The sequence below is a fragment of the Aestuariibaculum sp. YM273 genome (assembly GCF_030908365.1).
GTDB lineage: Bacteria > Bacteroidota > Bacteroidia > Flavobacteriales > Flavobacteriaceae > Aestuariibaculum > Aestuariibaculum marinum.
The window spans coordinates 813,199-839,621 of record NZ_CP133090.1 but is presented as its reverse complement, the minus strand read 5'-3'; the positions used below and the strand labels follow the sequence as shown (position 1 = coordinate 839,621).

Genomic DNA, 26,423 nt, shown 5'->3' with positions numbered 1-26,423 from the left:
AACAGTCAAAGTTGATATATGGGGTTCTGCTTTTCTTTATCACTTTTATGAATTGTAAGCAAGAGTATAAAAGCACTGCGACTGCAACCCAATCAGAGGAGGGGCCAAAATACACGAACCCAATTTTAGGAGGAGATTACCCCGATCCTTCAATTGTTCGGGTTGGTAGTGATTACTACATGACGCATTCGTCATTTAACTACTATCCGGGGCTAGTTGTTTGGCATTCTACCGATTTAATTCATTGGGAACGAATATCCCATGCTTTAACTAAAAATGTGGGATCGGTTTGGGCGCCGGATTTGGTGTTTGTAAACGGAAAATATTATATCTATTTCCCGGCAGGTGGTACAAACTGGGTAGTGTATTCAGATAGTCCTAAAGGGCCATGGAGTCAGCCTGTTGATTTAAAATTGAATGGATTTATAGATCCAGGTCATGTGGTGGACGAGCAAGGTAATCGTTACCTGTACCTTTCAAAAGGATATGTTGTAAAATTAAGCAATGATGGCTTAGCAATTGCAGAAGAGCCTGTGTTTAATTATGAAGGTTGGCAGTTTCCGAAGAGTTGGAGTACGGAGTGCTTTTGTTTAGAATCTCCTAAATCTACAGTTAAAGATGGGTATTATTATTTAACTACAGCCGAAGGTGGAACAGCCGGGCCGGCAACAGCGCATATGGTAGTTTCAGCACGAGCTAAATCACCTTACGGGCGATTTGAAAATTCACCATATAATCCAATAGTACATACCGAAAGTAGAGCAGAGCGTTGGTGGAATCAAGGCCATGGTACACTGGTTGACGATGTAAATGGAGACTGGTGGATTATGTATCATGGTTATGAAAAGCATTTTCAAACTTTAGGCCGGCAAACCTTGATGCTACCCATTGAGTGGACGGAAGATGGTTGGTTTAAAGTGCCCGATGGCATTAAACCTTCTGATGAAATTTCGGTCCCAAACCTAAGAAGCTCAAAAGCAAAGCATGGCTTAAGTGATGATTTTGATAATGAAACCTTAAACCTGCAATGGCAGTTTTATAAAGATAACGATATGAGTCGTGTACGATTTAAAGATGGCGCTTTGGTTTTTAAAGGTAAAGGGACATCTTTTGCAGATAGTTCACCGCTTTTAGTAAACAGTGGCGATAGAAAATATGAAGTTGAGGTGGAATATACGTTAGAAGGAGAGGCTGAAATCGGGTTGTGCTTGTATTATAATGAAGTCGCTAATATGCATATTTCGGTTAACAAGGATCGTTTTGCCGTTTTCAATCGTCAAAAACGAAAAATCAGTGAACCTAATACTTTAGGAAACCATGGATTTCTCCGTATTTTAAATGAAGAAAACGAGGTGAGTTTTTATTTTAGTAAAGATGGAAAACAATGGAGTCGGGTAGAGCGAAGTATTGAGTCTAGTGGATTTAATCATAACGTATTCGGAGAGTTTTTAAGTCTACGTGCCGGATTGTTTGCCTTTGGTGAGGGCGATGTTATCTTTGATAACTTTAATTATAAACCATTACATTAATTCAACTAAATAATAAAAGTAAATGAAAATTTTAAAGCATATCACGCTTGCATTAATCTTTATAATAACCTTTGAAACATTGGCGTTTAGTCAAGTTCATGATCGGTCGTGGCGACGCATCATTTATCAAAGTGAAGATAATTGGTTTACTACAGAAGAGGCAAAAAGCATAGCAGAAAATGTTTTGTTGTATCAAAGAGCAATTGGCGGGTGGCCTAAGAACACGCAAATGCAAAAGCCTTTAAGCTTAAGCGAGAAGGAGCATCTTAAAAAGCTTAAAAATACAAATGAAGAAGCAACTACCGATAATGGTGCTACCACTCAAGAATTGTATTTTTTGTCTAAAATGTATAAGGCAACTGAAGAAGATGTGTATAAACAGGCTTTTTTAAGGGGTGTAGATTATCTTTTGGAAGCGCAATATGAAAATGGAGGCTGGCCGCAGTTTTATCCGTTGAAGGAGGGGTATTATACGCACATCACTTATAATGATAATTCTATGGTGAATATCTTAAAAGTGTTGCAAGACTTAAAAGATGACACTGGGAAATACGCTGTAAAACTTTCAGAAGAGAAAAAGGCAGAAGTTGAAACAGCATTTAAGAAAGGAATAGCGTGTATTGTAAAGACACAGTATAAACAAAATGGTGTTTTAACGGCTTGGTGTGCACAGCATGATGAAAATACTTTGGAGCCAGCTAAAGCAAGAAGTTATGAGTTACCTTCATTAAGTGGAGCCGAATCGGCTAATATTGTTTTGTTATTAATGTCATTAGAAAATCCTTCTCCTGAAGTTATTAATTCGATTAATAGTGCCGTAAAATGGTTTGAAAAAACCAAGTTAATCGGTATTCGTATTAAACGTGAGTTTGACAAAGAAACTGGTAAACGCAATACCATTTTAGTTAAAGAAGATGGTAGTTATCCGCTATGGGCGCGTTTCATGGAACTGGATGATAATACACCATTTTTTTGTGATCGAGATGGAATAAAAAAAGCCACTTTGGCTGAAATTGGTGAGGAAAGAAGAAACGGATATGCCTGGTATAGTGGCGCTCCAAATGAGGTTTTAAAACGATATCCAGAATGGAAAGCAAAATACGATGCTCCCAAAAAGAAGCAAGCGCCTAAAGATCCTTATAATATGGTTGTAGCTAAAGACGGTACGGGTGATTTTACGACCATTCAGGAGGCCTTGTATGCTTCAAAATCTTTTCCGTATCAACGTGTTATTATTAATGTTAAAAATGGAGTGTATACTGAAAAAGTACACATTTATTCATGGAATACCCATGTGTCTTTAATTGGGGAAAGTAAAGAGGGGACTATCATCACATTCGATGATTATTTTAAAAAAATTGACTTAGGACGAAATAGCACGTTTCATACATCAACATTGTTGGTAGAAGGCGATGATTTTATTGCGAAAAATCTAACTGTTAAAAATACAGCAGGCGCAGTTGGGCAGGCCATTGCACTTTCGGTAAATGCAAATCGTTGTTATTTTGAAAAATGTGCTTTTATCGGCAATCAAGATACCGTTTACACAGCGGGCGAAGGTTTTAAGCAATATTTTAAAAGCTGTTACATTGAAGGGACCACCGATTTTATTTTTGGTGAAGCTACGGTGCTTTTTGAAGATTGTGAAATCTACAACAAATCGAATTCCTACATCACAGCAGCATCTACACCGCAAAATCAAGATTATGGTTATGTGTTTAAAAATTGTAATCTCACAGCTGGTAAAGATGTGATCGAGGTATATTTGGGTAGACCTTGGCGTTTTTATGCTAAAACCGTATTTATAGAATGTGATATGGGAGCACATATTAGACCTGAAGGTTGGCATAACTGGAAAAAGGCTGAAGCTGAAAAATTTTCATTTTACGCAGAATATAATTGTTCAGGAGAAGGTTTTCAGCCGGAAAGTAGGGTGGAATGGTCTCATCAATTAAAAAAGTCACAAGCGAAAAAATATACTAAAGAAAACATATTAAAATCAACAACTAAATGGTATCAAAACTTATAAAGACGTTAAAAAGGAATATGAAAGCTGTTTTAAAATTAAATCTCATCGTACTATTTTTAATCACGTCGAGTTGTATAGCGCAGACCACAATTTATATGATTGGCGATTCTACAATGGCAAATAAAAAGAATCCGGAAACTAATCCCGAGCATGGTTGGGGACAAGTATTTCCCGACTATGTTGCTGAAGGCGTAACGGTAGACAATAGAGCAGTAAACGGTAGAAGTAGCCGCAGTTTTATTGGTGAAGGCCGTTGGGGTTCGGTGTTGGAAACTTTAAAAGCTGGAGATTTTGTATTTATTCAGTTTGGGCATAACGATCAGAAGTTTAAATCGCCAAACCGATATACAAATCCGCATGTAACGTATCGTCATAACTTAATCAAGTTTGTTGAAGAAACAAGAGCAAAAGGCGCAAAACCTATTTTGTTTTCATCAATTGTAAGACGTAACTTTAATGAGCATGGCACGTTAATAGACACCCATGGAGAATACCCTTTAGAAACACGTTTAGTCGCCTTGGAGTTAGAGGTTCCGTTTATTGATTTACAATATTTTACTGAACATTTAGAGGAGTCTTATGGTGTTGAGGGTTCGAAGAAATTACATCTTCATTTTGAGCCGGGCGAAAATCCATATTACAAAGAAGGGAAACATGACGATACGCATTTGTCTAAATTAGGAGCTAATGAGATTGCTAAATTGGCAGTGGCAGAGTTAAAAAAGAAAACCTCAAGTATAGTGAAATATTTAAAATAATTTCAATAGAAACAAAGTTAACGAAAGTGGTTGCTTTTAAAGGTGAACTACTTTTTTTTGTTCGTTACTTCTAAAAGCAGCTTCTATTATTTTAATCACAAGCATACCATCTTCTGCAGTAACAGGAACATCTTTGTGGTTTCTAATAGCATCGAAAATACCATCGTAATAGGTCATATAATTTCCAGTCGCTGTTGGGATGTGTTCTCTAATTATTCTACCATCTTTTTCGGTATGTAAAAGTCCGCGTTCAGTTTCTGGTTCTTCGCCCCAATGTGCAATGTTAGGTTTTAGGCCAGCCTGAAGTGCTTTTTCCTGAATATCGGCTCTTGTTTTTATGAATGAGCCTTTTGTGCCATGTAGAGTGCTTCCTGGTAAAGGTTCGCGAACAAAATAACTGGATTTTAAAATAACACGATGGTTGGAATAGAAAAGTTTTACATCGAAATAATCACCTACTTTGGAGTTTGGTCGGTAACTATCTAAATCGGCAAAAAGAGCATCTGGCATTCCGAAAAGTTGCAAGGCTTGATCGATTAAATGAGAACCTAAATCGTATAGGCTGCCGACACCAGCTGTAGGTTTTTCTTTGTGGACTTTATAACTTAATAGAGGGTCGAAACGGTCGTAATGAAATTCAGCTTCAACCAAGTCTCCAATTAAATTCTCGGAAAGGACCTGCTTAATTGTTAAAAAATCACTGTCGTAACGTCTGTTGTGATATACTGATAAAATGACATTTTTTTCTTTAGCTAGTTTTATAAGCTCTTCAGCTTCCACAGCGGTGGTTGTAAACGGTTTTTCAATAATAAGATGTTTACCTGCTTCAATAACTTTTTTTGAGAATCCGTAATGTGTTATATTAGGTGTGTTAACAACAATAAGCTCAATATTGTCATCAGATAACATAGCCTCAAGCGATCTGAAAGTCTTAATGTTTGGATAATGCTTTTCAGTTTCACTTTTAGTGCGTTCTAAAACGCCATATAAATTGAAGTTAGGGTTTACAGAAATGAACGGCGCATGAAATACATGACCACTCATGCCGTAAGAGCATAATGCTGTATTAATGGGTTGCATAGGGTTGTTTTTTTAACTAAACTAAAATAAGGATTTTATACTAGTTAAGGCTAATTCAAACTAAGTTACTGTTTCTTATACTTCCCAGGGCTAATACCTATACGTTGCGAAAATGTAGAGGTAAAATGTTGAAGAGACGAAAATCCACAGGCAAAAGCAATTTCAGACATAGTCATTTCGCTGTCATTTTCAATTAAATCGATGGCTTTTTGAATTTTTAAATTAATGATAAAACTGTTTGGAGGGTATCCTGTTAAGTTTTTTACTTCGTAAGTGAATTTTGTTTTTCCCATGCCAAAACCGTATGCAAGATCATCGATAATCCATTTTTTGCTTAAATCACTTTGTATTAATTGGGTTAGTTTGTCTATGAATGTATCTTCTCTATATGATTTTTGTTTCCTTAAATATAAGTGGCGATGGATATCAATAAATAAGTTCTCAATAATATTACCAACCATAATTTCGAAACCTTCTTCCTGGTTGGTGAGCTCTTTTTCAAGGTCCACAAAGTATTTTTTAAAAATTTTAGCTTTTTTAATGACAAATTCTTTATCATTGGCTAGCAGAGACCCAAAACTTTCTTGAAAATTTGCAGGTAATTTTGTCCATTTTCCTAATTTAAGAGGTGTTTTAGGGCTGTAAGCTTCTGGTTTTATAACGAGCCAGTTAATTTGGCCAATATCCATCTTTCCTGTTGGGCTCCCGTTCAATTGCCAAGGTGCTGAAATAGAAAGGTTATCGGGGAGTAATTCAATTTCTTTGTCATCAATAATCCAATTATATTTCCCACTATGAACAAAATGGATTTCTATTCCATCATTAAGATGCGGTAGCATATTTTTATCCATCTTAACCTTCGAAAATTTCATGCTTCCAAAGTGCTTTATATATGGTAAATTTTTAAGTGGACCAATGTTTTCTTCGTGCCACCAAACACCTTGATTTCCTGTCTTGTTTTTTTTTGTTGAATTTTCCAAATTTTAAAATGTTAATGGGTTGAAGGTTAATTTTATAATATTGAAAATGTCTTATAAATATGCCTTATTTAGACTTATAAAATTGACCATCGTTTAAAAATAGCATTTTATTTTTGTTAAAATCACAATATTGCTTCGTTTATGCTACATTTGTGAGTTAGCATTTTTTGAATTTGATAGGATAAACTTCTAAAATTCAAAGAAGAATACGAGATTTTAGATGCTAAAATACAAACTTTTTATGTCCTATAGTTTGTCTTTAGTTAAAAATGAAAATTTAGAGAGTATAAAAATAAAATGAGCGAATTACGCTTAGAATTAAAATGACAACTAATACTAAATACACCACAATTCTTACACTTTTTGTGTCCATTTTTATTGTTTTTTCAGGTTATGCAACCGAATTATGGGTGAGTAACAACGGTAATGATAATGATTTAGGAACGAAAGAACAGCCATTAGCAACCTTGAATATGGCCTTGAGAAAGGTCAGAAATATGCGTCGTTTAAATGCCCCTTCAATTATAGATGGGGTTCGCATTATTTTAATGGATGGTGTGTTTAGTTTGAATGAGCCTGTATTTATTCGTCCTGAAGATGCTGGTACTGCAGAAAGTCCTACGATTATTGAAGCAGCTACAAACGCAATGCCTGTTTTAAGTGGCGGTGTTCAAATTTTAAATTGGAAAAAGGCTGAAGCGATTAACGGATTAGCCGCAGGAACCGTCTGGGTAGCAGATGCACCAAAAAAGGCTGGAGCTCTTTTAAATTACAGACAGTTATGGGTTGATGGAAATAAAGCGGTTAGAGCAAAAAGTACGGAAGGAGATAAGATGAACCGTATTCTTTCTTGGGATACAAAATCTGAAACCTGTTGGATACCTTTTAAAGATAAATCGGTTGCTTTTGAACCGGGTATGGAAATGTTTATTCAGCAATGGTGGGCCATTGCAACGCTTCGTATTAAGGACATGGAAGTTAAAGGTGATAGTGCAAAATTGTATTTTGAGCAACCTGAAAGCCGAATCCAAAGTGAGCATCCTTGGCCAGCACCGTGGATTTCTGAAAAAACAGGAAATTCAGCTTTCTTTTTAAATAACGCGTTGTGTTTGCTAGATGAACCAGGTGAATGGTATTTAGACCGTTTAAGAGGTAAGATTTATTACTATCCAAAAGCTGGAGAAGATATAACAACGTCTAAAGTTGTTGCTCCGGTTTTAGAAAGTTTAGTTGAGGTAAAAGGTACTGCCGATACACCTGTTCAGCATGTGTATTTTAGAAATATAGCTTTCGAATATAGTAATTGGTTACGCCCATCAGAGCAAGGTCATGTGCCTCTTCAGGCGGGAATGTACATGCTAGATGCATACAAATTAAAAGAGCCAGGGACACCAGATAAAGCTGGCTTAGAAAATCAGGCGTGGTTGGGTAGACCAAGGGCAGCAGTTGAGGTGAATTTTGCTAATAATATTTTGTTTGAAGGGTGTGTTTTTCAGCATTTGGCTTCAACAGGTTTAGACTTACATAAAGGCACCAACAATAATACAGTACAAGGAAATTTGTTTAAAGATATTGGAGGAAGTGCTATTAATATCGGCGTGTTTTCAGATGAAGCTTTCGAAACGCATTTGCCTTATAATCCTAAAGATGAACGTGAGGTGTGTTCGAACGAAACTGTAATCGATAATCTTATTACCGATGTAACCAATGAAGATTGGGGTTGTGTGGGGATTAGTGCTGGTTTTGTTAAAAATATTACGATTGCACATAACGAGATTTCCGATGTCGCTTACACCGGAATTGGTTTAGGCTGGGGCTGGACAAAAACAGTGAATGCCATGCGAAATAATAAAGTTGTAGCTAATAAAATTCATCATTACGGAAAGCATTTATACGATACAGCAGGAATTTATACACTATCAGCACAACCAGAAAGTGTGATTGAAGAAAATTACGTTTACGACATTTATTTCAATCCTTACGCCCACGATCCGTATCACTGGTTTTACTTGTATACCGATGAAGGTTCGGCATATTTCGATGTGAAAAATAACTGGGTTCCGGCTGAAAAGTTTCTTCAAAACGCTAACGGACCAGATAATGTTTGGGAAAACAACAATGCTTATGTAAATGAGAGTATTAAAACTAATGCTGGTATTCGAGAACCATACAAACATCTGTTAAAAGAGGTTGTTGTAGACACAAATTGGCCAATGCAGGAGATTCCTCATTTTGCTGCAGTGGAATTAATTGGAAAAGGATTTGATGCTGAAAAAATTAAATCCATTGCCAAAACTAATGGGGTAATCGATGCGCAATTATATCAATGGAAAAAGCATACGGTTTTGTATGCTAAAATGAATCATATCGAATATTTAAAACAGCAGCTGGCATTAGAATATCCGAAAGCTGAAATTAAAACTTACAACAAACCTGTTTACAATTTCAACAAATTTGAATATTGTGAGGATAAAACCATGGCTGCCGAATGGGATCATATTGTATTAACGGCTAATCTGGTTGATGAAGCTAAACTTCAAGAAGAATATTTACAGTATCACGAAACCCAATTTGAAGAATGGCCAGAAGTAGCTCAAGGATTTTGCAATGCCGATTTTCAACAACTTCAAGTCTTTAAAAACGGGCGTCAATTAATGCTTGTTATCAGTATTCCAAAAGGGGCTGATTTAGACGAATTAAATCCAAAAACGACCGAAAATAATCCACGCGTAGATGAGTGGAACGAAATAATGAAACGATACCAAACAGGAATTAAAGGGACAAAATCTGGTGAGACCTGGGTGTTTTTAAACAAATTAAATTAAAATTCAACATGTTAAGAATTGCAATTCTAGGTCTTGGAGAAGGACGCAGCACCATGTCGGCTGCCTTGGAAAGTAAAAAATTAGAGTTAGTTACTATTTGTGATAAGAATGAGGCCCTTTGTAAGCAAAGAGCAACAGAATTCGATTTTAAGAATTATACAACGGAATACGATGATGTATTAAAGGATGAATCAATCGATATTATAGCCATTTATACACCAGATTATTTGCATGCTGAGCATGTCAAGCAGGCTTTGTTGCATGGGAAACACGTGGTATGTACAAAGCCTTTTATTGACGATTTATCTAAAGCAAATGAGCTTCTTGAAATTAGTGAACGTACAGGTAAAAAGGTATTTGTTGGACAAAGCTCAAGGTTTTTCGAGCCAATGAAACGTCAGCATAAAGACTTTACCGAAGGTGTTATTGGAGATTTAATTACTATTGAAGCTCATTACCATGCCGACCACCGTTGGTTCCTAGAGAAAGGCTGGGCGCTTTTAGATTCTTTCAAGTGGTTATATGGTGGATTAAGTCACCCTGTAGATTTCATTCGATGGTATTTGCCAAATATTGAAGAAGTAATGGGGTATGGCATGATTAGTAGTAATGCTAAAAAAGCCGGATTAAAGAACGAAGATACCATGCACTTTATTTTTAAAGCAACCGATGGTCGTGTGGCTAGAGTAAGTGGTGTTTACACCTCACCAACGCAGCCAACAAAACGCGATAGTGGGATGAGTTGTGTTTTACGAGGAACCGAAGGTGCAAGTCAGGCTGATTATCACGAACTACGTTATTCGGTGACGACTAAAGAGGGTGAAGAGAAAATCATTCACTGGGGGGATGAAAAATTAAAATATTATTTCAGATTCTCAGGTCAAACTCACCATGCTGGAGAATATCAAAACTATTTAGAGTATTTCGTAGATAGTATTGAACAAGGGTTTACTGCTTATCCAGATATGAAAGAAGGTATCGGGACTGTAGCATTATTAATTGCCATGGATAGAACTTTAAAAACTGGTGTTCCTGTTAAAATTTGCGATATTTTAGCAGAGTATAATCTTTTAAAATCTGAGACGGTTTAAACATGGGACAAATCAGTAGTTTTTTAGAACCAATAGACTATGGGGTTATTATCGGATACCTTATACTGCTTGTTGGTTTCGGATATTATATTTCATTCATAAAAAATAAGAAAACAGATGCCAGTTACTTTGTAGCTGGCAATACTTTAGGATGGACGAGTATAGGTCTAAACATGTGGGGAACCAATGTAGGGCCGTCCATGTTGATTGCTTCTGCCAGTATTGGGTTTACAACCGGTATTGTCGCAGGTAATTTTGCATGGTATGCTTTTGTTTTTATCTTATTGTTAGCAGTAGTGTTTTCTCCAAGGTATTTAGGAGCCAATGTGGTAACCTTACCTGAGTTTATGGGGAAGCGTTTTGGTGATTCTACGAGAAACATTTTAGCATGGTATACATTAATTACCATTTTAATTTCGTGGTTATCATTAACCCTATTTGCGGGAGGAATTTTGGTGCAGCAACTGTTAGATATACCAATGTATCTATCGGTGATTTTAATGGTGATTTTGTCCGGGTTTTTTGCGGCAGCAGGAGGACTTAAGGCTATTGCCTACACTAATGTATTTCAAATGTTATTGCTAATAGGAGTGTCGCTTTTATTAGTGATTTTAGGAATTAATAAAGCTGGCGGAATTGAACATATCTACAACAGTACACCAGGATCGTACTGGAACTTGTTTTTGCCAGCCGACGATGCTAATTACCCATGGACAGCAATCATATTGGGGTATCCTATTATGGGGGTTTGGTTTTGGTGTACCGATCAATCTATGGTACAGTCTATTTTAGGTGCAAAAAACTTAAAACAAGGACAATTGGGAGCTAACTTTATCGGTTGGCTAAAAATATTAGACGTACCGTTATTTATTTTACCTGGTATTGTATGTTTTGTGTTGTTTCCTGAATTACAGAACCCTGATGAAGCTTATATGACTATGGTAACGCAGCTATTTCCTGCGGGACTAAGAGGCTTAATTATAGTCGTGTTAATTGCAGCGTTAATTAGTACTATTGGTTCGGCATTAAACTCCTTGAGTACGGTATTTACAATGGATGTGTTTGTTAAGAAATACAGACCAGATGCGTCACAGAAAACCATTGTTAAAACGGGTCGATTAGTTACTTTATTTGGATCCATTTTAGCAGTATTAATCACATTAGCAATTAATAGTATAAAAGGATTAAACCTGTTCGATATTTTTCAGTCTATCTTAGGGTTTATTGCGCCTCCAATGTCTGTGGTCTTCCTTTTTGGGGTTTTATGGAAAAAAACCAGTACAAAAGCCGTAAATTTAGTGTTGACTTTAGGTACGGTACTAAGTCTTGGTGTAGGGGTGCTGTATTTATGGGTGTTCCCAAATGGCGAATATCCTTGGCCTCACTTTTTACTGTTGTCTTTTTACATTTTTGTAGCCCTTTGTGCTATGGTGGTTGTTATTTCTTTAGCCGATAAAACTGTACAAGATAATCATGATGAGTTATTAACTATCAATCCTAAGGCACGACCAGATAGACAAGTAAAAATGTTATGGGTGTTATTAACCATTGTTATGGTGCTGTTATACATCTATTTCAACGGACATTAAACCATGATGCGTTGGTATTACAATGCACTAAAATATAAACAACTAACATGTATTATAAGTCGTTAACGTTAAAAATTATATGTCTAACCTTAGTCCTTTTCTTTTCGGAAAGGACTTTGTCGGCTCAAGAAACTACTAATAATGAAGCTACATGGATTTGGTATCCAGGCGATTTCGAAGTGTGGTTGAGCAATAAAATGCAGGTAAGACGTACCGAACGTGAAGCTGTGTTTCCGCCGCTATGGCGCTATTACAGTCCTTATGCATTAGTCACATTTCAAACGGAAGTTGATATTCCAGAAGCCGATGAAGTGAAAATCCTATCAGAAGGTCCGTTTCAGTTATTAGTCGATGGTGTTCAAATTTATGGGCAACCTAAATCAATTACTATTCCCGAAGGAAAACATAAAATATCGTTTAAAGTTTACAATCAGGAAGTATTGCCAGCTATTTTTATAGATGGGAAATATGTGAATTCTAATGCCAGTTGGCAGGTAACCAACGAAGATAAATTATGGATTGATGAAGCCGGAAATGCGCAGCAATCCGGAACGCCATGGGTGCCTGTTGGCTCATGGAATTTTAATACGCCAGAAGAAAAACCTTCAGAATTCCGTTTAGCTACCGAACCTTGGAATGCTAAAAGTACAGAGAAAATTGAAGGAGGCGAATTGGTCGATTTCGGAAAAGAAACTTTTGGTTATATTCAGATTCACGGTTTAAAGGGAAAGGGAAAACTAGCCTTGTATTACGGCGAGTCTCGTGAAGAAGCCTTAGATTCAGCCAAATGTGAAACTTTAGATCATTTGTCTTTCGACGGAACACAGTCTGAAACCTATACTTTGGAAGGTTCAAAAGCATTCAGATATGTTCAGGTGCAGGCTGAGGCAGGTGTAAAGTACGATTCCATTTCTATGCTTTACGAATATCTACCATTAGAGTATCGCGGAAGCTTCAAATCGTCAGACGATTTACTGAATCAAATCTGGGATGTGTCGGCATACACCATGCATTTAACCTCGCGTGAATTTTTTATCGATGGTATTAAACGCGACCGCTGGGTGTGGTCTGGAGACGCTTATCAGAGTTATTTAATGAACTATTACCTGTTCTTCGATAGCCCATCTGTTGAGCGTACGTTATTGGCGCTTCGCGGAAAAGACCCAGTAACGGCACACATCAATACCATTATGGATTATTCGCTGTACTGGTTTGTGGGCATTTACGATTACTATCTATACACAGGCGATACGAAATTTATTCAAACGTTTTATCCTCGTATGAAATCCTTAATGGAATTCTGTTTAGAAAGAAGAAACGAAAATGGTTTCCTTGAACCTTTAGAAGGCGACTGGGTGTTTATTGACTGGGCAGATGGTTTACCAAAAACAGGAGAGACCAGTTTCGAGCAAATGTTATTGGCCAGAAGTTTAGAAGCTATGGCTGTAAGTGCTGAAATTGCTGGTGAACAGGAAGATTTTAAAAAGTATCAAACCCTTTCGGAAGATTTAAAAGAAAAGCTGTTTGATGTATTCTGGGATGCAGAGCAAGGCGTAATGAAACATCAGCGCATCGATGGAAATATGCAGGATATTGTTACGCGATATGCTAATATGTTCGGCATCTTTTTTAACTATTTTGATGAATCTCAAAAGCAAAGTGTAAAGGATAAAGTCTTGCTGAATGACGATATTCTTCAAATCACAACCCCATACATGCGTTTTTATGAATTGGAAGCGCTTTGTGCTATGGGAGAGCAAGAATTTGTTTTGGATGAAATTCGCGATTATTGGGGAGGTATGTTAGATCTTGGAGCAACGTCGTTCTGGGAAAAATACGATCCAAATCAAAGTGGTGAGGAGCACTTAGAAATGTATGGTAGACCTTACGGAAAAAGCCTTTGCCATGCTTGGGGAGCGAGCCCAATATATTTATTTGGTAGATATTATTTAGGTGTTGAACCAACGGCAGCAGGCTATGAAACCTATACAGTGAAACCAAATTTAGGGGGACTGAAATGGATGGAGGGTAAAGTGCCTACACCAAACGGAACCGTAGATCTTTACTGTAGCACACGTGAGATAAACGTAAAGGCTTCAGAAGGTGAAGGGACATTAATTATTGAAAGTAAAAGTAAACCTTCAACAAATGTGGGAGAGGTCAAATCGTTTAGTAAAAATAAATATCAAGTAACGATTAAACCTAACACCCAATATACAATCAAATACAAAGCACTATAATTCTCTATAATGATTAAATTTATTAACAAGTTATCTTTTGTTTTGGCTTTAGCTGGGTTGTCGGCTGTGGCGCAAAACACCGAAATTCAATATTTATCTGGTACAGGATATCAAGACACGAAAGAATGGGAATTTAAAATTTCCGATGGACGTAAAAGTGGCGAATGGTCTACTATTAATGTGCCTTCTGTTTGGGAACAGGAAGGTTTTGGAAAATATCAGTATGGTATTCGTTTCTACGGAAAGCCGTTTCCTGAAGGTATTGCAGATGAAGTAGGTGAGTACAAATATAAGTTTACTGTGCCTAAAGCATGGGAAAACAAAATTGTGAAAATTGTTTTCGATGGTTCGATGACCGATACTAAAGTGCGTATCAACGGGCGTTCGGCGAGTGATGATACACATCAAGGTGCGTTCTATAGATTCAAATACGATATCACCGATTTATTAAAATTCGGAAAAGAAAACGTACTGGAAGTTACCGTTAGTAAAGAGTCGAAAAACGCGAGTGTAAACCTTGCGGAACGTCGTGCCGATTACTGGAACTTCGGAGGGATTTTCCGTCCGGTGTTCTTAGAAGCGCTTCCAGCAACACATATTGATTATACATCTTTAAAAGCGGAAGCTGACGGAAGCTTTGAAGCGAATGTGTTTTTAGGAAAGGCAGGTCAAAATGTATCTGCTGAAATAACCATTTTAGATGAAAAAGGTAAAAGAATAGGTTCGACTATGAAGGCTGAAGCCGTTAATGGCTCCGATAAATTGCATTTAGCGGGTCAGTTTGAAAATATAAAACAATGGACTGCCGAAACACCAAATCTTTACACTGCTGAAATCAAATTATTGAAAGCTGGTAAAGTCGTTCACGAAATCAAAGAAACCATTGGTTTCAGAACCATTGAAATTCGAAAAGGCGATGGAATCTACGTTAACGGACAACGTGTGTTAATGAAAGGGGTAAATCGTCACAGTTTCTGGCCGGAATCAGGAAGAACCTTAAACACCGAATTAAACTATGCCGATGTGCGTTTAATTAAAGAAATGAACATGAACGCCGTACGTTTATCACACTATCCTCCAGATCCAGACTTCTTGAAGGCTTGTGATGAGTTAGGGTTGTATGTTATGAATGAACTTGGTGGATGGCACGGTCATTACGACGATGCTGTAGGAAAGAAGTTAGTAAAAGAAATGGTAACGCGCGATTTAAATCACGTAAGTATTATTTTCTGGTCTAACGGAAATGAAGGTGGTTGGAATACCAATTTAGATGATCAATTCGATATCTGGGATTTGCAAAAACGTCCGGTATTGCACCCGCAACAAGAGCATAATGGTGTTGAAACTATGCATTACCGTTCTTACGGAGAGACGTTAGAGTATTTTAGAGACGATAATATATTTATGCCAACCGAATACCTTCACGGATTATATGATGGTGGTCACGGTGCTGGTTTCGACGATTACTGGGAAGTAATGCGCAAGCACCCGAGAAGTGGTGGTGGTTACCTTTGGGTTTTTGCCGATGAAGGTATTGCTCGTACTGATCAGGATGGTCGTATAGATAATCAGGGGAACTATGGTGCCGATGGTATTGTTGGCCCTCATCACGAAAAAGAAGGTAGTTTCTTTACGGTAAAAGAGGTTTGGTCGCCGGTTATGATTATGAACAAGCCGGAATTGTCAAATGATTTCGATGGCACATTCTCAATTGAAAATCGTTACGATTTCACAAATACAAACACCTGTACATTCGAATACGAATTAGTAAGTTTTACGTCACCGCTAAGCGGAAAGGCAGAGCGTAAAACGGTTAATAAAGGCACGATTAAAGCGCCGAGTATTGAACCTCACGGAAAAGGGGAGTTAAAAATAAACTTACCAGGTAACTGGAAAGATGCCGATGTATTATATGTAAAGGCAACGAATGCTAATGGTGAAGAATTATGGACTTGGGATTTTACCTGGGATAAAGAAAGTGAAGCTAAAGCATCAGCTTCAGGAAACGTCGATTTAAATGAATCTGATGAGTTTTATACGGTTTCTGCTTCAGGAACTGTTGTGAAATTTGATAAAGTTTCAGGAAAATTGGTTGAAGTTACCCAAAACGGAAATACCATCAGTTTAGCTAACGGACCAAAAATTATTATGGCGCGTCGTGGCGATCGTACGTTAGACGGAACTGTAAATCCTGAATTCTTAAAAGGAGAAGATCGTATCTACAAAGAATTTGCTTGTATTGATGAAGAAGTAAACTGTTCTGAAAACTTGTTAAACATTTCAGCTAAAGAAGTTGATGGAAAAGTTGTTATTGAAGCCAATTACCATGGTATTCTTCAAAAAGTGGTATGGACGATTGACGCTTCAGGATTAATTCAGTTAGATTACGAATACGAGTATAACGGTGTGGTTGATTTAGCGGGTGTGTATTTCGAATATCCGGAAGAAAAAATGCAACATAAAAAATGGTTAGGAGACGGGCCATACCGTGTGTGGCAAAACCGTTTAAAAGGAACCACTTTAGATATCTGGGAAAACGATTATAACGATCCAATTCCGGGTGAGTCATTTAACTATCCAGAGTTTAAAGGGTATTTTAATAACTGGCAGTGGGCTGAGTTTACCACAGAAGAAGGTAAAATATATATCGAAAACAAAGGAACCGATACATACTTAGGGGTGTATTCACCTCGCGATGGACGTGATGCCTTATTATACACGATTCCAAATACAGGAATTGCGGTTTTAGATGTAATTCCACCAGCGAGAAATAAAGTAAATGCTACCGATTTATGTGGACCGTCATCACAACCAAAATGGTTAAGCGGATTACAAAAGCGTACGGTATATTTAAAGTTTGATAAATAATAGTTGTAAACCTGAAATGTCATACTGAGCGGAGTCAAAGTGTAGTTTCTGGTTTTTAGTTAAAATAAATAGTGAAAATGAAATCAAAAGGTATTTTACAATTTGCTGCAATAATCGGTATTCTGGTTTCAGTAATTTCATGTGCTTCAAAACCTGAAAGGTTGAAAAAGCGTGAGATTACCGATGCCGTAATGGAAGAGATTTATAACGAAATTAAAACGCCATACAAATACGGTATGGTGATGGTGCCAACGGATAACTCTTATAAAATGGATTGTCCGAGTATCTATAGAAAAGATGGAAAATGGTACATGACCTATTTAATTTTTGAAGGTCGTGGCTACGAAACCTGGCTAGCGGAAAGTGAGGATTTATTACACTGGAATCACTTAGGTAAAGTGATGTCTTTTTCAAAAGATACTACTGAATGGGATGTGAATCAAAAAGCGGGATATATTGCTTTACAAGATCCAACCTGGGGAGGTTCTTATGCATGGGAACCTTATGATGGAAAATACTGGGTGAGTTATTTTGGTGGTAATACTACAGGTTATGAAGCCGGAATTTTATCAATGGGTATGGCTTACGCCGATGAGCTGCCAACCACGCCTAAAGAATTTAAACGTTTACCAGAACCTGTTCTTAGACCAAACGACGATAAGGCTAAGTGGTGGGATAACAGTACCATGTATAAAAGCTCGGTGATTCGTGATATTGAGAAAGAAACTGGTCATGAATTCATTATGTATTACAACGCACGCGGTGATAGTATCAATCCGGCGAAAGGCGCAGAGCGTATTGCAATGGCAGTTTCAGATGATATGAAAAACTGGAAACGTTACGGTGATGCGCCGTTAATTAATCATCATAGAGGTATTTCAGGTGATGCTTATATTCAACGTATCAACGATACCTGGGTGATGTTTTATTTTGGTGCCTTCTGGACCGGTTGGGATCAGGGTGCCTTTAACCGTTTCGCGGTGTCTAACGATTTAATTCACTGGAAAGATTGGGAAGGTGATAATTTAGTTGAATCTTCAGAGCCTTATGACGATATGTTTGCTCACAAATCGTTTGTGGTAAAACACGATGGTATTGTGTATCATTATTATTGCGCGGTTAACAAAGCCGGACAGCGTGGTATTGCTTTAGCGACGTCTAAAGATATAGGGAAAAGTGATTTACATTTTGTAAAACCAGATGATGAAGAGAAGAAAGAGTAACATATTATTTTTAGGAGCTTTTTGCTGGCTTTTAGGATTACAAGCACAAACCGTAACTGGTGAATTGTCAGGTATTCCTGAGGCTCCAAAAAAATACACCTATGCACCTTGGGAAGATCCTTTGGTAACCAGTATAAACCGTCAACCGGCAAGGGCGACAGCTTATTCGTATAAAACGGTAGAGGATGCCTTAGAAGGTAATCGTGAGAAGAGCCGGTTGGTGATGCTTAACGGCGAATGGGATTTTAAGTATTCTGTAAATCTCGATCAGGCACCAAAAGATTTTTATAAAACCGAAGTTGAAGGCTGGGATAAAATTGAAGTACCATCTAACTGGGAATTAAAAGGCTACGATATTCCAATTTATAAAAGTGCGGTATATCCATTCCGTCCTATCAATCCGCCTTACGTACCTAAAGATACCAACGGTATTGGGTCGTATCAGCATAAATTTAAAGTGCCTAAAGACTGGCAGAAAGATATGACGGTAACGCTTCATTTTGGAGGCGTGAGTTCGGCATTCCAAGTGTGGTTAAATGGTGAGTTTTTAGGTTATGGTGAAGATAGTTTTCTCCCTTCAGAATTTAATATTTCACCTTATATAAAAGAAGGTGAAAATGTATTGTCGGTTCAGGTGATGCGTTACAGCGATGGCGCTTATCTAGAAGATCAGGATCACTGGCGTATAAGTGGTATTCAGCGTGAGGTCTTTATTATGGCTGAACCAAAATTGCGTATTCAGGATTTCTTCTATCAAACAAAACTTGATAAACAATATAAAGATGCGGTGTTTCAACTGCGTCCGAAGCTGGAAAATCTAACGGGAGATTCGGTTCGCAATGCCTCATTTGAATATCAGTTATACAACGATAAAAATGAAGCTTTGTTTAAAACCTTCAAGGATACGTTAGCGAAAGCGATTGTTAACGAAAGTTATCCGCGTTTAGATAATGTGCGTTTTGGTTTCTTTGAAAATAAGATTGAAAATCCGAAGAAATGGAGTTCAGAAGATCCTAATCTGTATACCTTAGTAATGATTTTAAAGGATGAAAACGGAAGCATTTCCGAAGTGAAATCCTGTAAAGTTGGTTTCCGTTCCATTGAGTTTTCAAAAGATAATGGTAAATTGTTAATAAATGGAAAAGAAACCTATATCTATGGCGTGAATCGTCATGACCATCATCCGGTTCGTGGAAAGGCGCTAACCCGTGCTGATATTGAGCAGGATGTTAAAACGATTAAGCAGTTTAATTTTAATACCATTAGAACAAGTCATTATCCAAACGATCCGTATTTCTACGAGTTGTGTGACGAATACGGTATTATGGTTATGGATGAAGCTAATCTTGAAACCCATGGCATTGGCGGGATGTTAAGTAATAATCCAAGTTGGACGCATGCCTATATGGAGCGTATGAGCCGCATGGTGGAGCGGGATAAGAACCATCCGAGTGTGATTATGTGGAGTTTGGGTAATGAGTCTGGTAAAGGACCTAATCATGCATCTATGGCCGCCTGGACACGCGATTTCGATATTACAAGGCCTATCCATTACGAGCCAGCACAAGGGAATCCGAGATTAGATGGTTATATCGATGAACGCGACCCGAGATATCCTTCAACGGGCGATCATTCTCACCGTTTTGAAAATCCGCAGGACGATTGGTATGTGGATATGGTGAGTCGTTTCTATCCGGGGGTATTTACACCTCAATTCTTGTTGGACAATAAAGCGGATTCGCGTCCAATTTTATTTGTGGAATATTCACATTCCATGGGGAATTCTACAGGGAATATGAAAGAATTCTGGGATGAGTTTAGACGTCTTCCAAGAATGATTGGAGGCTGTATCTGGGATTATAAAGATCAGGGTTTATTGAAAGTTGATGAAAGCACCGGACAGGAATTTTATGCTTACGGCGGTGATTTTGGAGAAGTGCGCCATGATGGTAATTTCTGTATTAATGGTATCGTAGCTTCCGATGGACGGCCAAAAGCAGCCATGTACGAAAACAAGTGGGTGTATCAGCCGGCAACATCAAGTTTCAACGGGCGTCAAGTAACCGTTAAAAACCGACGAGCAGAAAAATCGTTGGACGATTTAACTCCGGTGTTAAGCATGCTGTTAAACGGTAAAGTATTTAAAGAAGTTGCATTAACAGCATTAAATTTAAAAGCAGGAGATAGTACAATTATTGATTTGAACAAATATCTGCCAATGGTTAAAACCAAAGGAGAGGTGACTTACGAAATTCAGTTTCAACTTTCAGAGGATACGCCTTGGGCAAAGAAAGGTTTTGTTGTCGCTAAAGACCAGTTTGCTTCAAAAGTGTTAAACGATAAATCGGATTTGTTTTCTAATCTAAAAGGAAGTATTTCAGCAGCTGAAAATAATGACGCTATAGAAGTTTCAGGTACAGGTTTCAAATTGAAATTCAATAAAGAAAATGGTGCTTTAAGTTCGTATGTATTTAATGGTAAAGAACAGGTGTTTGCACCGTTGTTACCAAATTTCACGCGTCCGTTTACCGATAACGACAGTAAAGGGTGGAAACCGCATAAAGTGTTAAAACAGTGGTATGATAATAAACCGGTTTTAACTTCCTTGAAAACGGAACAATCAGGAAACGATGTAGTTGTTATATCAAATTACGAGATGATTAAAGATAGTGCCAGTGTTTCTGTAACCTACAATATTAAACCTTCTGGATTAATTAAAGTTGATTATAAACTTAGCGCTTCAACCGATTTACCAAACCTTCCAAAAGTGGGTATGCAAATGGGGATAAAAGATGATTTTAGACAAATTTCATGGTACGGAAAAGGAGAAATGGAAAATTACATCGATCGTAATCATGGCTTTTTTGTGGAACGTTACAGTCTGCGGTTAGATGAGTTTATGGAACCTTATGTTAGGCCTCAGGAAAATGGAAACCGAACCGATGTGCGTTGGCTGGCAGGTACAACTTCAACTAAAAACGAAGGATTGTTAGTCGTTGCAAATCAACAACCGCTAAGTATGAGTGTCTGGCCATATACCGAAGAAAATATAAACGAGGCGAAACATACTTACGACCTAAAGGAATCAGGGTACTTAACGGTAAATATCGATTTAATTCAGATGGGTATTGGAGGAAACGATAGTTGGTCGCCAGTGGGTGCGCCAATGGAAAAATATCAGATTCCGTCTAAAGATTACGAGTATAGTTTTTATCTGCTGCCTTTTAAAGGGAAAGACGGATTAAACAAAACATTAGATAAATTTCAGTATTAATGACCTTGTCTTTTAAACATATTTGCCTGATTTTAGTTGCGTTTTTACTGTCTTGTAACCAACAAGAACCGCAAAAGCTATCTTATTTTGAACCAACCGAAGATTCGTCTAAGCCGTGGGTGTATTGGTATTGGATGCGCAGCGCCTATTCTAAAGAAGGCATTACCGCCGATTTAGAAGCGATGAAACAAGCGGGTATTCGAGGGGCTTATTTAATGACGATTAAAGGTCCGGATGAAGAACCTTTAATGAATCCGCCAGTGGTGCAATTAAGCAAAGAATTCTGGGATTTGGTGCGTTGGGCATTAACAGAAGCCGACCGATTAGGTTTGAAAATCGCTTTCCATCCGGCTGATGGTTTTGCAGTGGCTGGTGGTCCTTGGATTACTCCGGAACTGTCTATGCAAAAGGTAGTCTGGGCAGATACGATGGTTAGTTCAGATCAAGCGAATGGAATAAAATTACCGCTTCCTAAGCATTACAAAGATTATTATCAGGACATTGCCACGTTCGCGATACCTGTTGATAAGGTGTTTAAAACATCGGTTGATATTCAACCTAAAATCACAACTACTTTAGAAGGTGTCGACGCTTCATTTTTAAGTGATAATTCAACCGAACAAACGCAATTCAGACTTGGAGAGCCGGGCTATATTCAATATGAATTTGAAACGCCTTTTGATTGTAAATCGCTTCAGGTTGAAACGCGCGGAAATAATTATCAGGCGCACCGCATGATTGTTCTAGTGAGCAACGACGGAAAAACGTTTGAAAGCCTTGGTCACTTAGAAACGCCACGTTCGGGTTGGCAGGATACCGATGCCTTTTATACGCACAGCCTTTCCGCGATAGCGAAATATTTCAGGTTTATTTACAATCCTGAAGGGTCAGAACCTGGCGCCGAAGATATAGATATGGCAAAATGGAATTCGCCTTTTAAAGTCACAAAAATAATTCTTTCAGAAGAACCTTTAATTGATAATTACCAGGGGAAATCGGGTGCTGTTTGGCGCATAAGTTCTAGAAATACCGATGCTCAAATTCCAGAATCAGAATGTGTGAAAACTGAAAATATGGTTAATGTTTCTGAATTTATTGATGCTAATGGTGTTTTAAATTGGGAAGCGCCGAAAGGAAACTGGCGTATCATGCGTTTCGGGCATACGTCTACGGGACATGAAAATGCGACGGCTGGAGGCGGTCGTGGTCTGGAAGTTGACAAGTTTAACAAAGAAGCAGTTCAGTTTCAGTTAGGCCATTGGTATGGCGAAATGCGTCGCACCGCAGGAGAGGAACTGGCTTCAAAAGTGGTGGAAATTCTTCATATGGATAGTTGGGAATGTGGTAGCCAAAACTGGTCGCCTGTTTTCAGGGAAGAGTTCAAAATACGTCGCGGTTATGATATCGTTCAATATTTACCTGTTATGGCTGGTATTCCGTTAGACGATATTGAAAAATCGGAACAAATTCTTTACGATATTAGAAAAACGATAGCCGAATTAACAGCCGATAATTTCTTCGGAACTTTAAAAGAAGAGGCCAAAAAAACTGGCGTGAAATTCAGTACCGAAAATGTAGCACCAACCATGACGAGTGATGGCTTATTGCATTTTAAATATGTTGATTATCCGAGTGGCGAATTCTGGTTTAGAAGTCCAACACACGATAAACCAAACGATATGCTCGATGCTATAAATGGTGGACATATTTACGGGCGTGATATCATTCAGGCGGAAGCTTTTACGCAACTTAGAATGGATTGGGATGAGCATCCGGGGAATTTAAAAACCATGGCCGATAGAAATTATGCTTTGGGTATTAACCGTTTTTTCTATCATGTATTTATGCACAATCCGTGGTTAGATCGAAAACCGGGAATGACGCTGGATCCTATCGGAACATTTTTTCAACGTGATCAAACTTGGTGGGAACCTGGAAGTGCTTTTTTTGAGTATTGTAAAAATGTTCAGTTTCAGCTTCAAAAAGGAAAACCAGTTATTGATTTCGCAGTGTTTACGGGTGAAGATATTCCGTCACGTTCGGTATTACCCGATCGTTTAGTGCCGTTTATGCCAAATATTTTTGGGGAAGAGCGTGTGGCTTCCGAGGTTATGCGATTAAAAAATGAAGGTCAGCCAACGGCTAGAATGCCAAAAGAAGTGAAATACACAAAAAATAGCACCGATTTATCGGAATGGGTGAATGCTTTAAACGGTTATAAATACGATTCGTTTAATACCGATGTGTTGCTAAATGCTGAAGTGAAAGACGGAAAAGTCGTTTTTAAAAATGCTTTAACGTATAAGTTTTTAGTGTTTCCTGATCATCGAAAAATGATGCCGAGTAACATCATGTCTTTGCAAGTGGCTCAAAAATTAGTGGATTTGGTAAAGGCTGGAGCAACCATTTTGGTTGGAGAAAAGCCGCATAAGAAAGCAGAGTTAATAACCAGCCAAACTGACTGGCAGGCTTTAGTTGATGAACTTTGGTGGGGCAAGGGACAAAAACAATGGACTTTAGGTAAAGGAAAAGTGATTCAGTTGCCATATTTGAGAGCTACGTTTTCAGAATTAGGTGTTGAACCTAATGTCTTGGTTGAAAAAGATATCGCCTGGACACAACGTCAATCTGCTGATGAGTCTATTTATTTCTTGTCAAATCAAAAGGAAGAAACGAGAAACTTAGACGTGTCGTTTAGAGTCAGTGGAAAAATTCCGGTGTTATATCATCCAATTTCAGATGAAACGGTGGTCTTAGAAAACTGGATTGTTGAAAACGGTAGAACTATTATACCGTTGCAATTTCAGTCTAACGAAGCTTATTTTATCATTTTTGAAGATGAAACCGATAAAACAGTTTCAACGGGAAGGCCAAACTGGGAAACTTTTAAAACGGTTGAAACCTTCAATGAAGACTGGACGCTTCAGTTTGATAAAGAGTACAACGGTCCTACAGAGGTTATTCAGATTGACAAATTATTTGACTGGACAACTTCAGCTAATGATAGTATTAAATTCTATTCAGGAACGGCGACCTACACGAAAGCATTCAATTGGAATGAAATTAAATCTAACGATTTGTGGTTGCAGTTTGATGAAATTAATTGTATCGCCGAGGTGATTTTAAACGACCGACCTTGTGGTGTTGTTTGGACATATCCATATAGAACAAACATTTCAGAAGCCTTAAAAACAGGAGAAAATACCTTAGAGATTAAAGTAACCAATACCTGGGCAAACCGATTAATAGGTGATGAGAAATTACCAAAAGATCAACGCTTAACTTGGACAACGGCGCCTTTTAGACTAGACGATACCATGATGGTAAAATCAGGTTTACTTGGGGAAATAAAAATTATAAAGAAAACCCAAAATGGGCATTAGGCAAACAATGGTCTTACCTATAAAAATAACTAAACCAGATATTCTTGATTAAATTTAAGTAGATGAAAAATAAAATAGTATTAGTAATAGCATGTGTTTTTAGCGTATTCACTTTGCAAGCTGAAATAAAATTGCCGGCATTATTTACCGATAATATGCTGTTGCAACAACAAGGTAATGCACCTATTTGGGGCTGGGCTTCTAAAAACGAAAGTTTGAAAATTACCACGTCTTGGGATGGTAAAGTTTACGAGGTAAAAGCCGATAAAACTGGAAAATGGAAAACCAGTTTACAAACTCCAGAAGCAGGAGGACCGTATACGATTTCGGTTTCTAACGGAAAGGAAACGAAACTTGTTAACAACGTATTGATAGGTGAAGTTTGGTTGTGTTCGGGGCAGTCTAATATGGAAATGCCTTTAAAAGGTTTTCCTAGTCAGCCAGTGCAAGGTGGTAACGAAGCTATTGTGCGTTCAAATAATAAAAATATTCATTTTATAACCGTGCCACGAGCAACGGTTTTAGAACCAAAGGAAGATTTTGAAGGGGGTTGGCAAGTGGCCTCACCAAAAACAACTGCTAATTTTAGTGCAACTGCCTGGTATTTCGGGTCGTTATTACAAGAGGTTTTAGATGTGCCTGTGGGTATGATTGTGGTGTCATATGGTGGCTCAAATGTTGAAGCATGGATGAATGAGGAAATGCTTAAAGATTTCGATTTAGCATTAGAGTTACCAAAAAAAGAAGAAGACTTAAAAAGCAATCCAAATCGTGTGCCAACCACGTTGTTTAACGGTATGTTGTCGCCTGTGATTGGTTATGGCATTAAAGGTGCTATCTGGTATCAGGGGGAATCGAATTATGAGCGTCCGTTTCAGTATAAAGATTTATTTAAAAAAATGGTAATGTCTTGGCGAGAGTTATGGAATCAGGGCGAATTTCCGTTCTATTTCGCACAAATAGCTCCGTTTGATTATGCACGTTTTCATCCCAATGATAATAAAGAAAAATTCAATTCAGCTTACTTAAGAGAAGCGCAATTAAAAGCTTCAAAAGAAATTCCGAATTCAGGAATGGCGGTGTTATTAGATGTTGGTGAGTTTGGAAATATTCACCCGGCACAAAAAAATAAAGGAGGAGAACGTCTGGCATATCAGGCATTAGCAAAAACTTATGGTTTTGAAGGGTTTGAGTTCGAAAGTCCGGAGTTTAACGCCATGGAAATTAAAGGTAGTACGGTAACCGTATCGTTTAATAATGTGCCGAACGGTGTAACGTCTTACGACAAAGAAGTGGTTGGTTTCGAAATCGCAGGGGAGAATAAAGTGTTCTATCCGGCACAGGCTGTTTTAAGAAGAAAATCGGTTATGTTATCGTCACCACAGGTTGAAAAACCAGTCGCTGTTCGATACTTATTCAAAGATTTTACCAAAGCCGAAATTTTCAGTACAGGAGGTTTACCAATGTCGTCGTTTAGAACGGATGAGTGGTAGGGCTTTATAAAACAAAATAGAATTTTTGTCACCCTGAATTTATTTCAGGGTCTCACAAAAT

14 protein-coding genes are annotated in these 26,423 nt (G+C 37.9%); 12 read left to right on the top strand and 2 right to left on the bottom strand.

The annotated features are described in order from the left end of the window. Nucleotides 1–47 precede the first annotated feature (47 nt). Genes RBH94_RS03560 through RBH94_RS03550 form a run of 3 tightly spaced genes read left to right on the top strand, consistent with a single transcriptional unit; the run spans nt 48 to nt 4,316 of the window. Nucleotides 48–1,529, top strand: a complete 1,482-nt coding sequence (locus RBH94_RS03560; protein WP_307882398.1) for a family 43 glycosylhydrolase — start codon at nt 48–50, stop codon at nt 1,527–1,529. 22 nt (nt 1,530–1,551) lie between these two features. Next, nucleotides 1,552–3,558 (top strand): pectate lyase, encoded by a 2,007-nt coding sequence (gene pelA / locus RBH94_RS03555; RefSeq protein WP_307882397.1) that lies wholly within the window; start codon nt 1,552–1,554, stop codon nt 3,556–3,558. A 17-nt stretch (nt 3,559–3,575) separates the two neighbouring features. After that, nucleotides 3,576–4,316, top strand: coding sequence for a rhamnogalacturonan acetylesterase (locus RBH94_RS03550; protein WP_307882396.1), 741 nt, complete (start codon nt 3,576–3,578; stop codon nt 4,314–4,316). A gap of 36 nt (nt 4,317–4,352) precedes the next feature. Here RBH94_RS03550 and RBH94_RS03545 read toward each other — a convergent pair whose 3' ends face one another. Both RBH94_RS03545 and RBH94_RS03540 read right to left on the bottom strand, forming a co-directional pair. Continuing rightward, on the bottom strand, nt 4,353–5,396 hold the full coding sequence (locus RBH94_RS03545; RefSeq protein WP_307882395.1) for a Gfo/Idh/MocA family oxidoreductase: 1,044 nt from the start codon (nt 5,394–5,396) through the stop codon (nt 4,353–4,355). 65 nt (nt 5,397–5,461) lie between these two features. Further along, complete coding sequence (locus RBH94_RS03540) at nt 5,462–6,376, bottom strand: AraC family transcriptional regulator (RefSeq protein WP_307882394.1); 915 nt, start codon at nt 6,374–6,376, stop codon at nt 5,462–5,464. Nucleotides 6,377–6,699: 323 nt separating this feature from the next. Between RBH94_RS03540 and RBH94_RS03535 the strand changes: the two genes are divergently transcribed. The 9 genes from RBH94_RS03535 (at nt 6,700) to RBH94_RS03495 (ending at nt 26,362) form a co-directional block, all read left to right on the top strand. Next, entirely contained in the window at nt 6,700–9,201 is a 2,502-nt protein-coding gene (locus RBH94_RS03535; protein WP_307882393.1) for an L-rhamnose mutarotase, read from the top strand. A gap of 8 nt (nt 9,202–9,209) precedes the next feature. Then, nucleotides 9,210–10,292: a Gfo/Idh/MocA family protein gene (locus RBH94_RS03530; RefSeq protein WP_307882392.1), complete on the top strand. Its 1,083-nt coding sequence runs from the start codon at nt 9,210–9,212 to the stop codon at nt 10,290–10,292. A gap of 2 nt (nt 10,293–10,294) precedes the next feature. Next, nucleotides 10,295–11,881, top strand: a complete 1,587-nt coding sequence (locus RBH94_RS03525; RefSeq protein WP_307882391.1) for a sodium:solute symporter — start codon at nt 10,295–10,297, stop codon at nt 11,879–11,881. A gap of 116 nt (nt 11,882–11,997) precedes the next feature. After that, nucleotides 11,998–14,121, top strand: a complete 2,124-nt coding sequence (locus tag RBH94_RS03520; protein ID WP_307882390.1) for an alpha-rhamnosidase — start codon at nt 11,998–12,000, stop codon at nt 14,119–14,121. Between the two features lie 9 nt (nt 14,122–14,130). Further along, nucleotides 14,131–16,989 (top strand): glycoside hydrolase family 2 TIM barrel-domain containing protein, encoded by a 2,859-nt coding sequence (locus RBH94_RS03515; protein WP_307882389.1) that lies wholly within the window; start codon nt 14,131–14,133, stop codon nt 16,987–16,989. Between the two features lie 77 nt (nt 16,990–17,066). Next, nucleotides 17,067–18,212, top strand: a complete 1,146-nt coding sequence (locus tag RBH94_RS03510) for a glycosylase (protein WP_307882388.1) — start codon at nt 17,067–17,069, stop codon at nt 18,210–18,212. Continuing rightward, nucleotides 18,190–21,486, top strand: a complete 3,297-nt coding sequence (locus RBH94_RS03505; RefSeq protein WP_307882387.1) for a glycoside hydrolase family 2 TIM barrel-domain containing protein — start codon at nt 18,190–18,192, stop codon at nt 21,484–21,486. Before RBH94_RS03510 ends, RBH94_RS03505 begins: the two co-directional genes overlap by 23 nt. Then, complete coding sequence (locus RBH94_RS03500) at nt 21,486–24,869, top strand: glycosyl hydrolase (RefSeq protein ID WP_307882386.1); 3,384 nt, start codon at nt 21,486–21,488, stop codon at nt 24,867–24,869. The genes RBH94_RS03505 and RBH94_RS03500 overlap by 1 nt, the downstream gene beginning before the upstream one ends. Before the next feature lie 62 nt (nt 24,870–24,931). Then, a complete protein-coding gene (locus RBH94_RS03495; protein WP_307882385.1) occupies nt 24,932–26,362 on the top strand; it encodes a sialate O-acetylesterase in 1,431 nt (476 codons plus the stop codon). The last annotated feature ends 61 nt before the right edge of the window (nt 26,363–26,423 follow it).

Coding starts and splice junctions, on each gene's coding strand:
- RBH94_RS03560 (WP_307882398.1), top strand. CDS start 48: ATGAATTGTAAGCAAGAGTATAAAAGCACTGCGACTGCAACCCAATCA.
- pelA (WP_307882397.1), top strand. CDS start 1,552: ATGAAAATTTTAAAGCATATCACGCTTGCATTAATCTTTATAATAACC.
- RBH94_RS03550 (WP_307882396.1), top strand. CDS start 3,576: ATGAAAGCTGTTTTAAAATTAAATCTCATCGTACTATTTTTAATCACG.
- RBH94_RS03545 (WP_307882395.1), bottom strand. CDS start 5,396: ATGCAACCCATTAATACAGCATTATGCTCTTACGGCATGAGTGGTCAT.
- RBH94_RS03535 (WP_307882393.1), top strand. CDS start 6,700: ATGACAACTAATACTAAATACACCACAATTCTTACACTTTTTGTGTCC.
- RBH94_RS03530 (WP_307882392.1), top strand. CDS start 9,210: ATGTTAAGAATTGCAATTCTAGGTCTTGGAGAAGGACGCAGCACCATG.
- RBH94_RS03525 (WP_307882391.1), top strand. CDS start 10,295: ATGGGACAAATCAGTAGTTTTTTAGAACCAATAGACTATGGGGTTATT.
- RBH94_RS03515 (WP_307882389.1), top strand. CDS start 14,131: ATGATTAAATTTATTAACAAGTTATCTTTTGTTTTGGCTTTAGCTGGG.
- RBH94_RS03510 (WP_307882388.1), top strand. CDS start 17,067: ATGAAATCAAAAGGTATTTTACAATTTGCTGCAATAATCGGTATTCTG.
- RBH94_RS03505 (WP_307882387.1), top strand. CDS start 18,190: ATGATGAAGAGAAGAAAGAGTAACATATTATTTTTAGGAGCTTTTTGC.
- RBH94_RS03500 (WP_307882386.1), top strand. CDS start 21,486: ATGACCTTGTCTTTTAAACATATTTGCCTGATTTTAGTTGCGTTTTTA.
- RBH94_RS03495 (WP_307882385.1), top strand. CDS start 24,932: ATGAAAAATAAAATAGTATTAGTAATAGCATGTGTTTTTAGCGTATTC.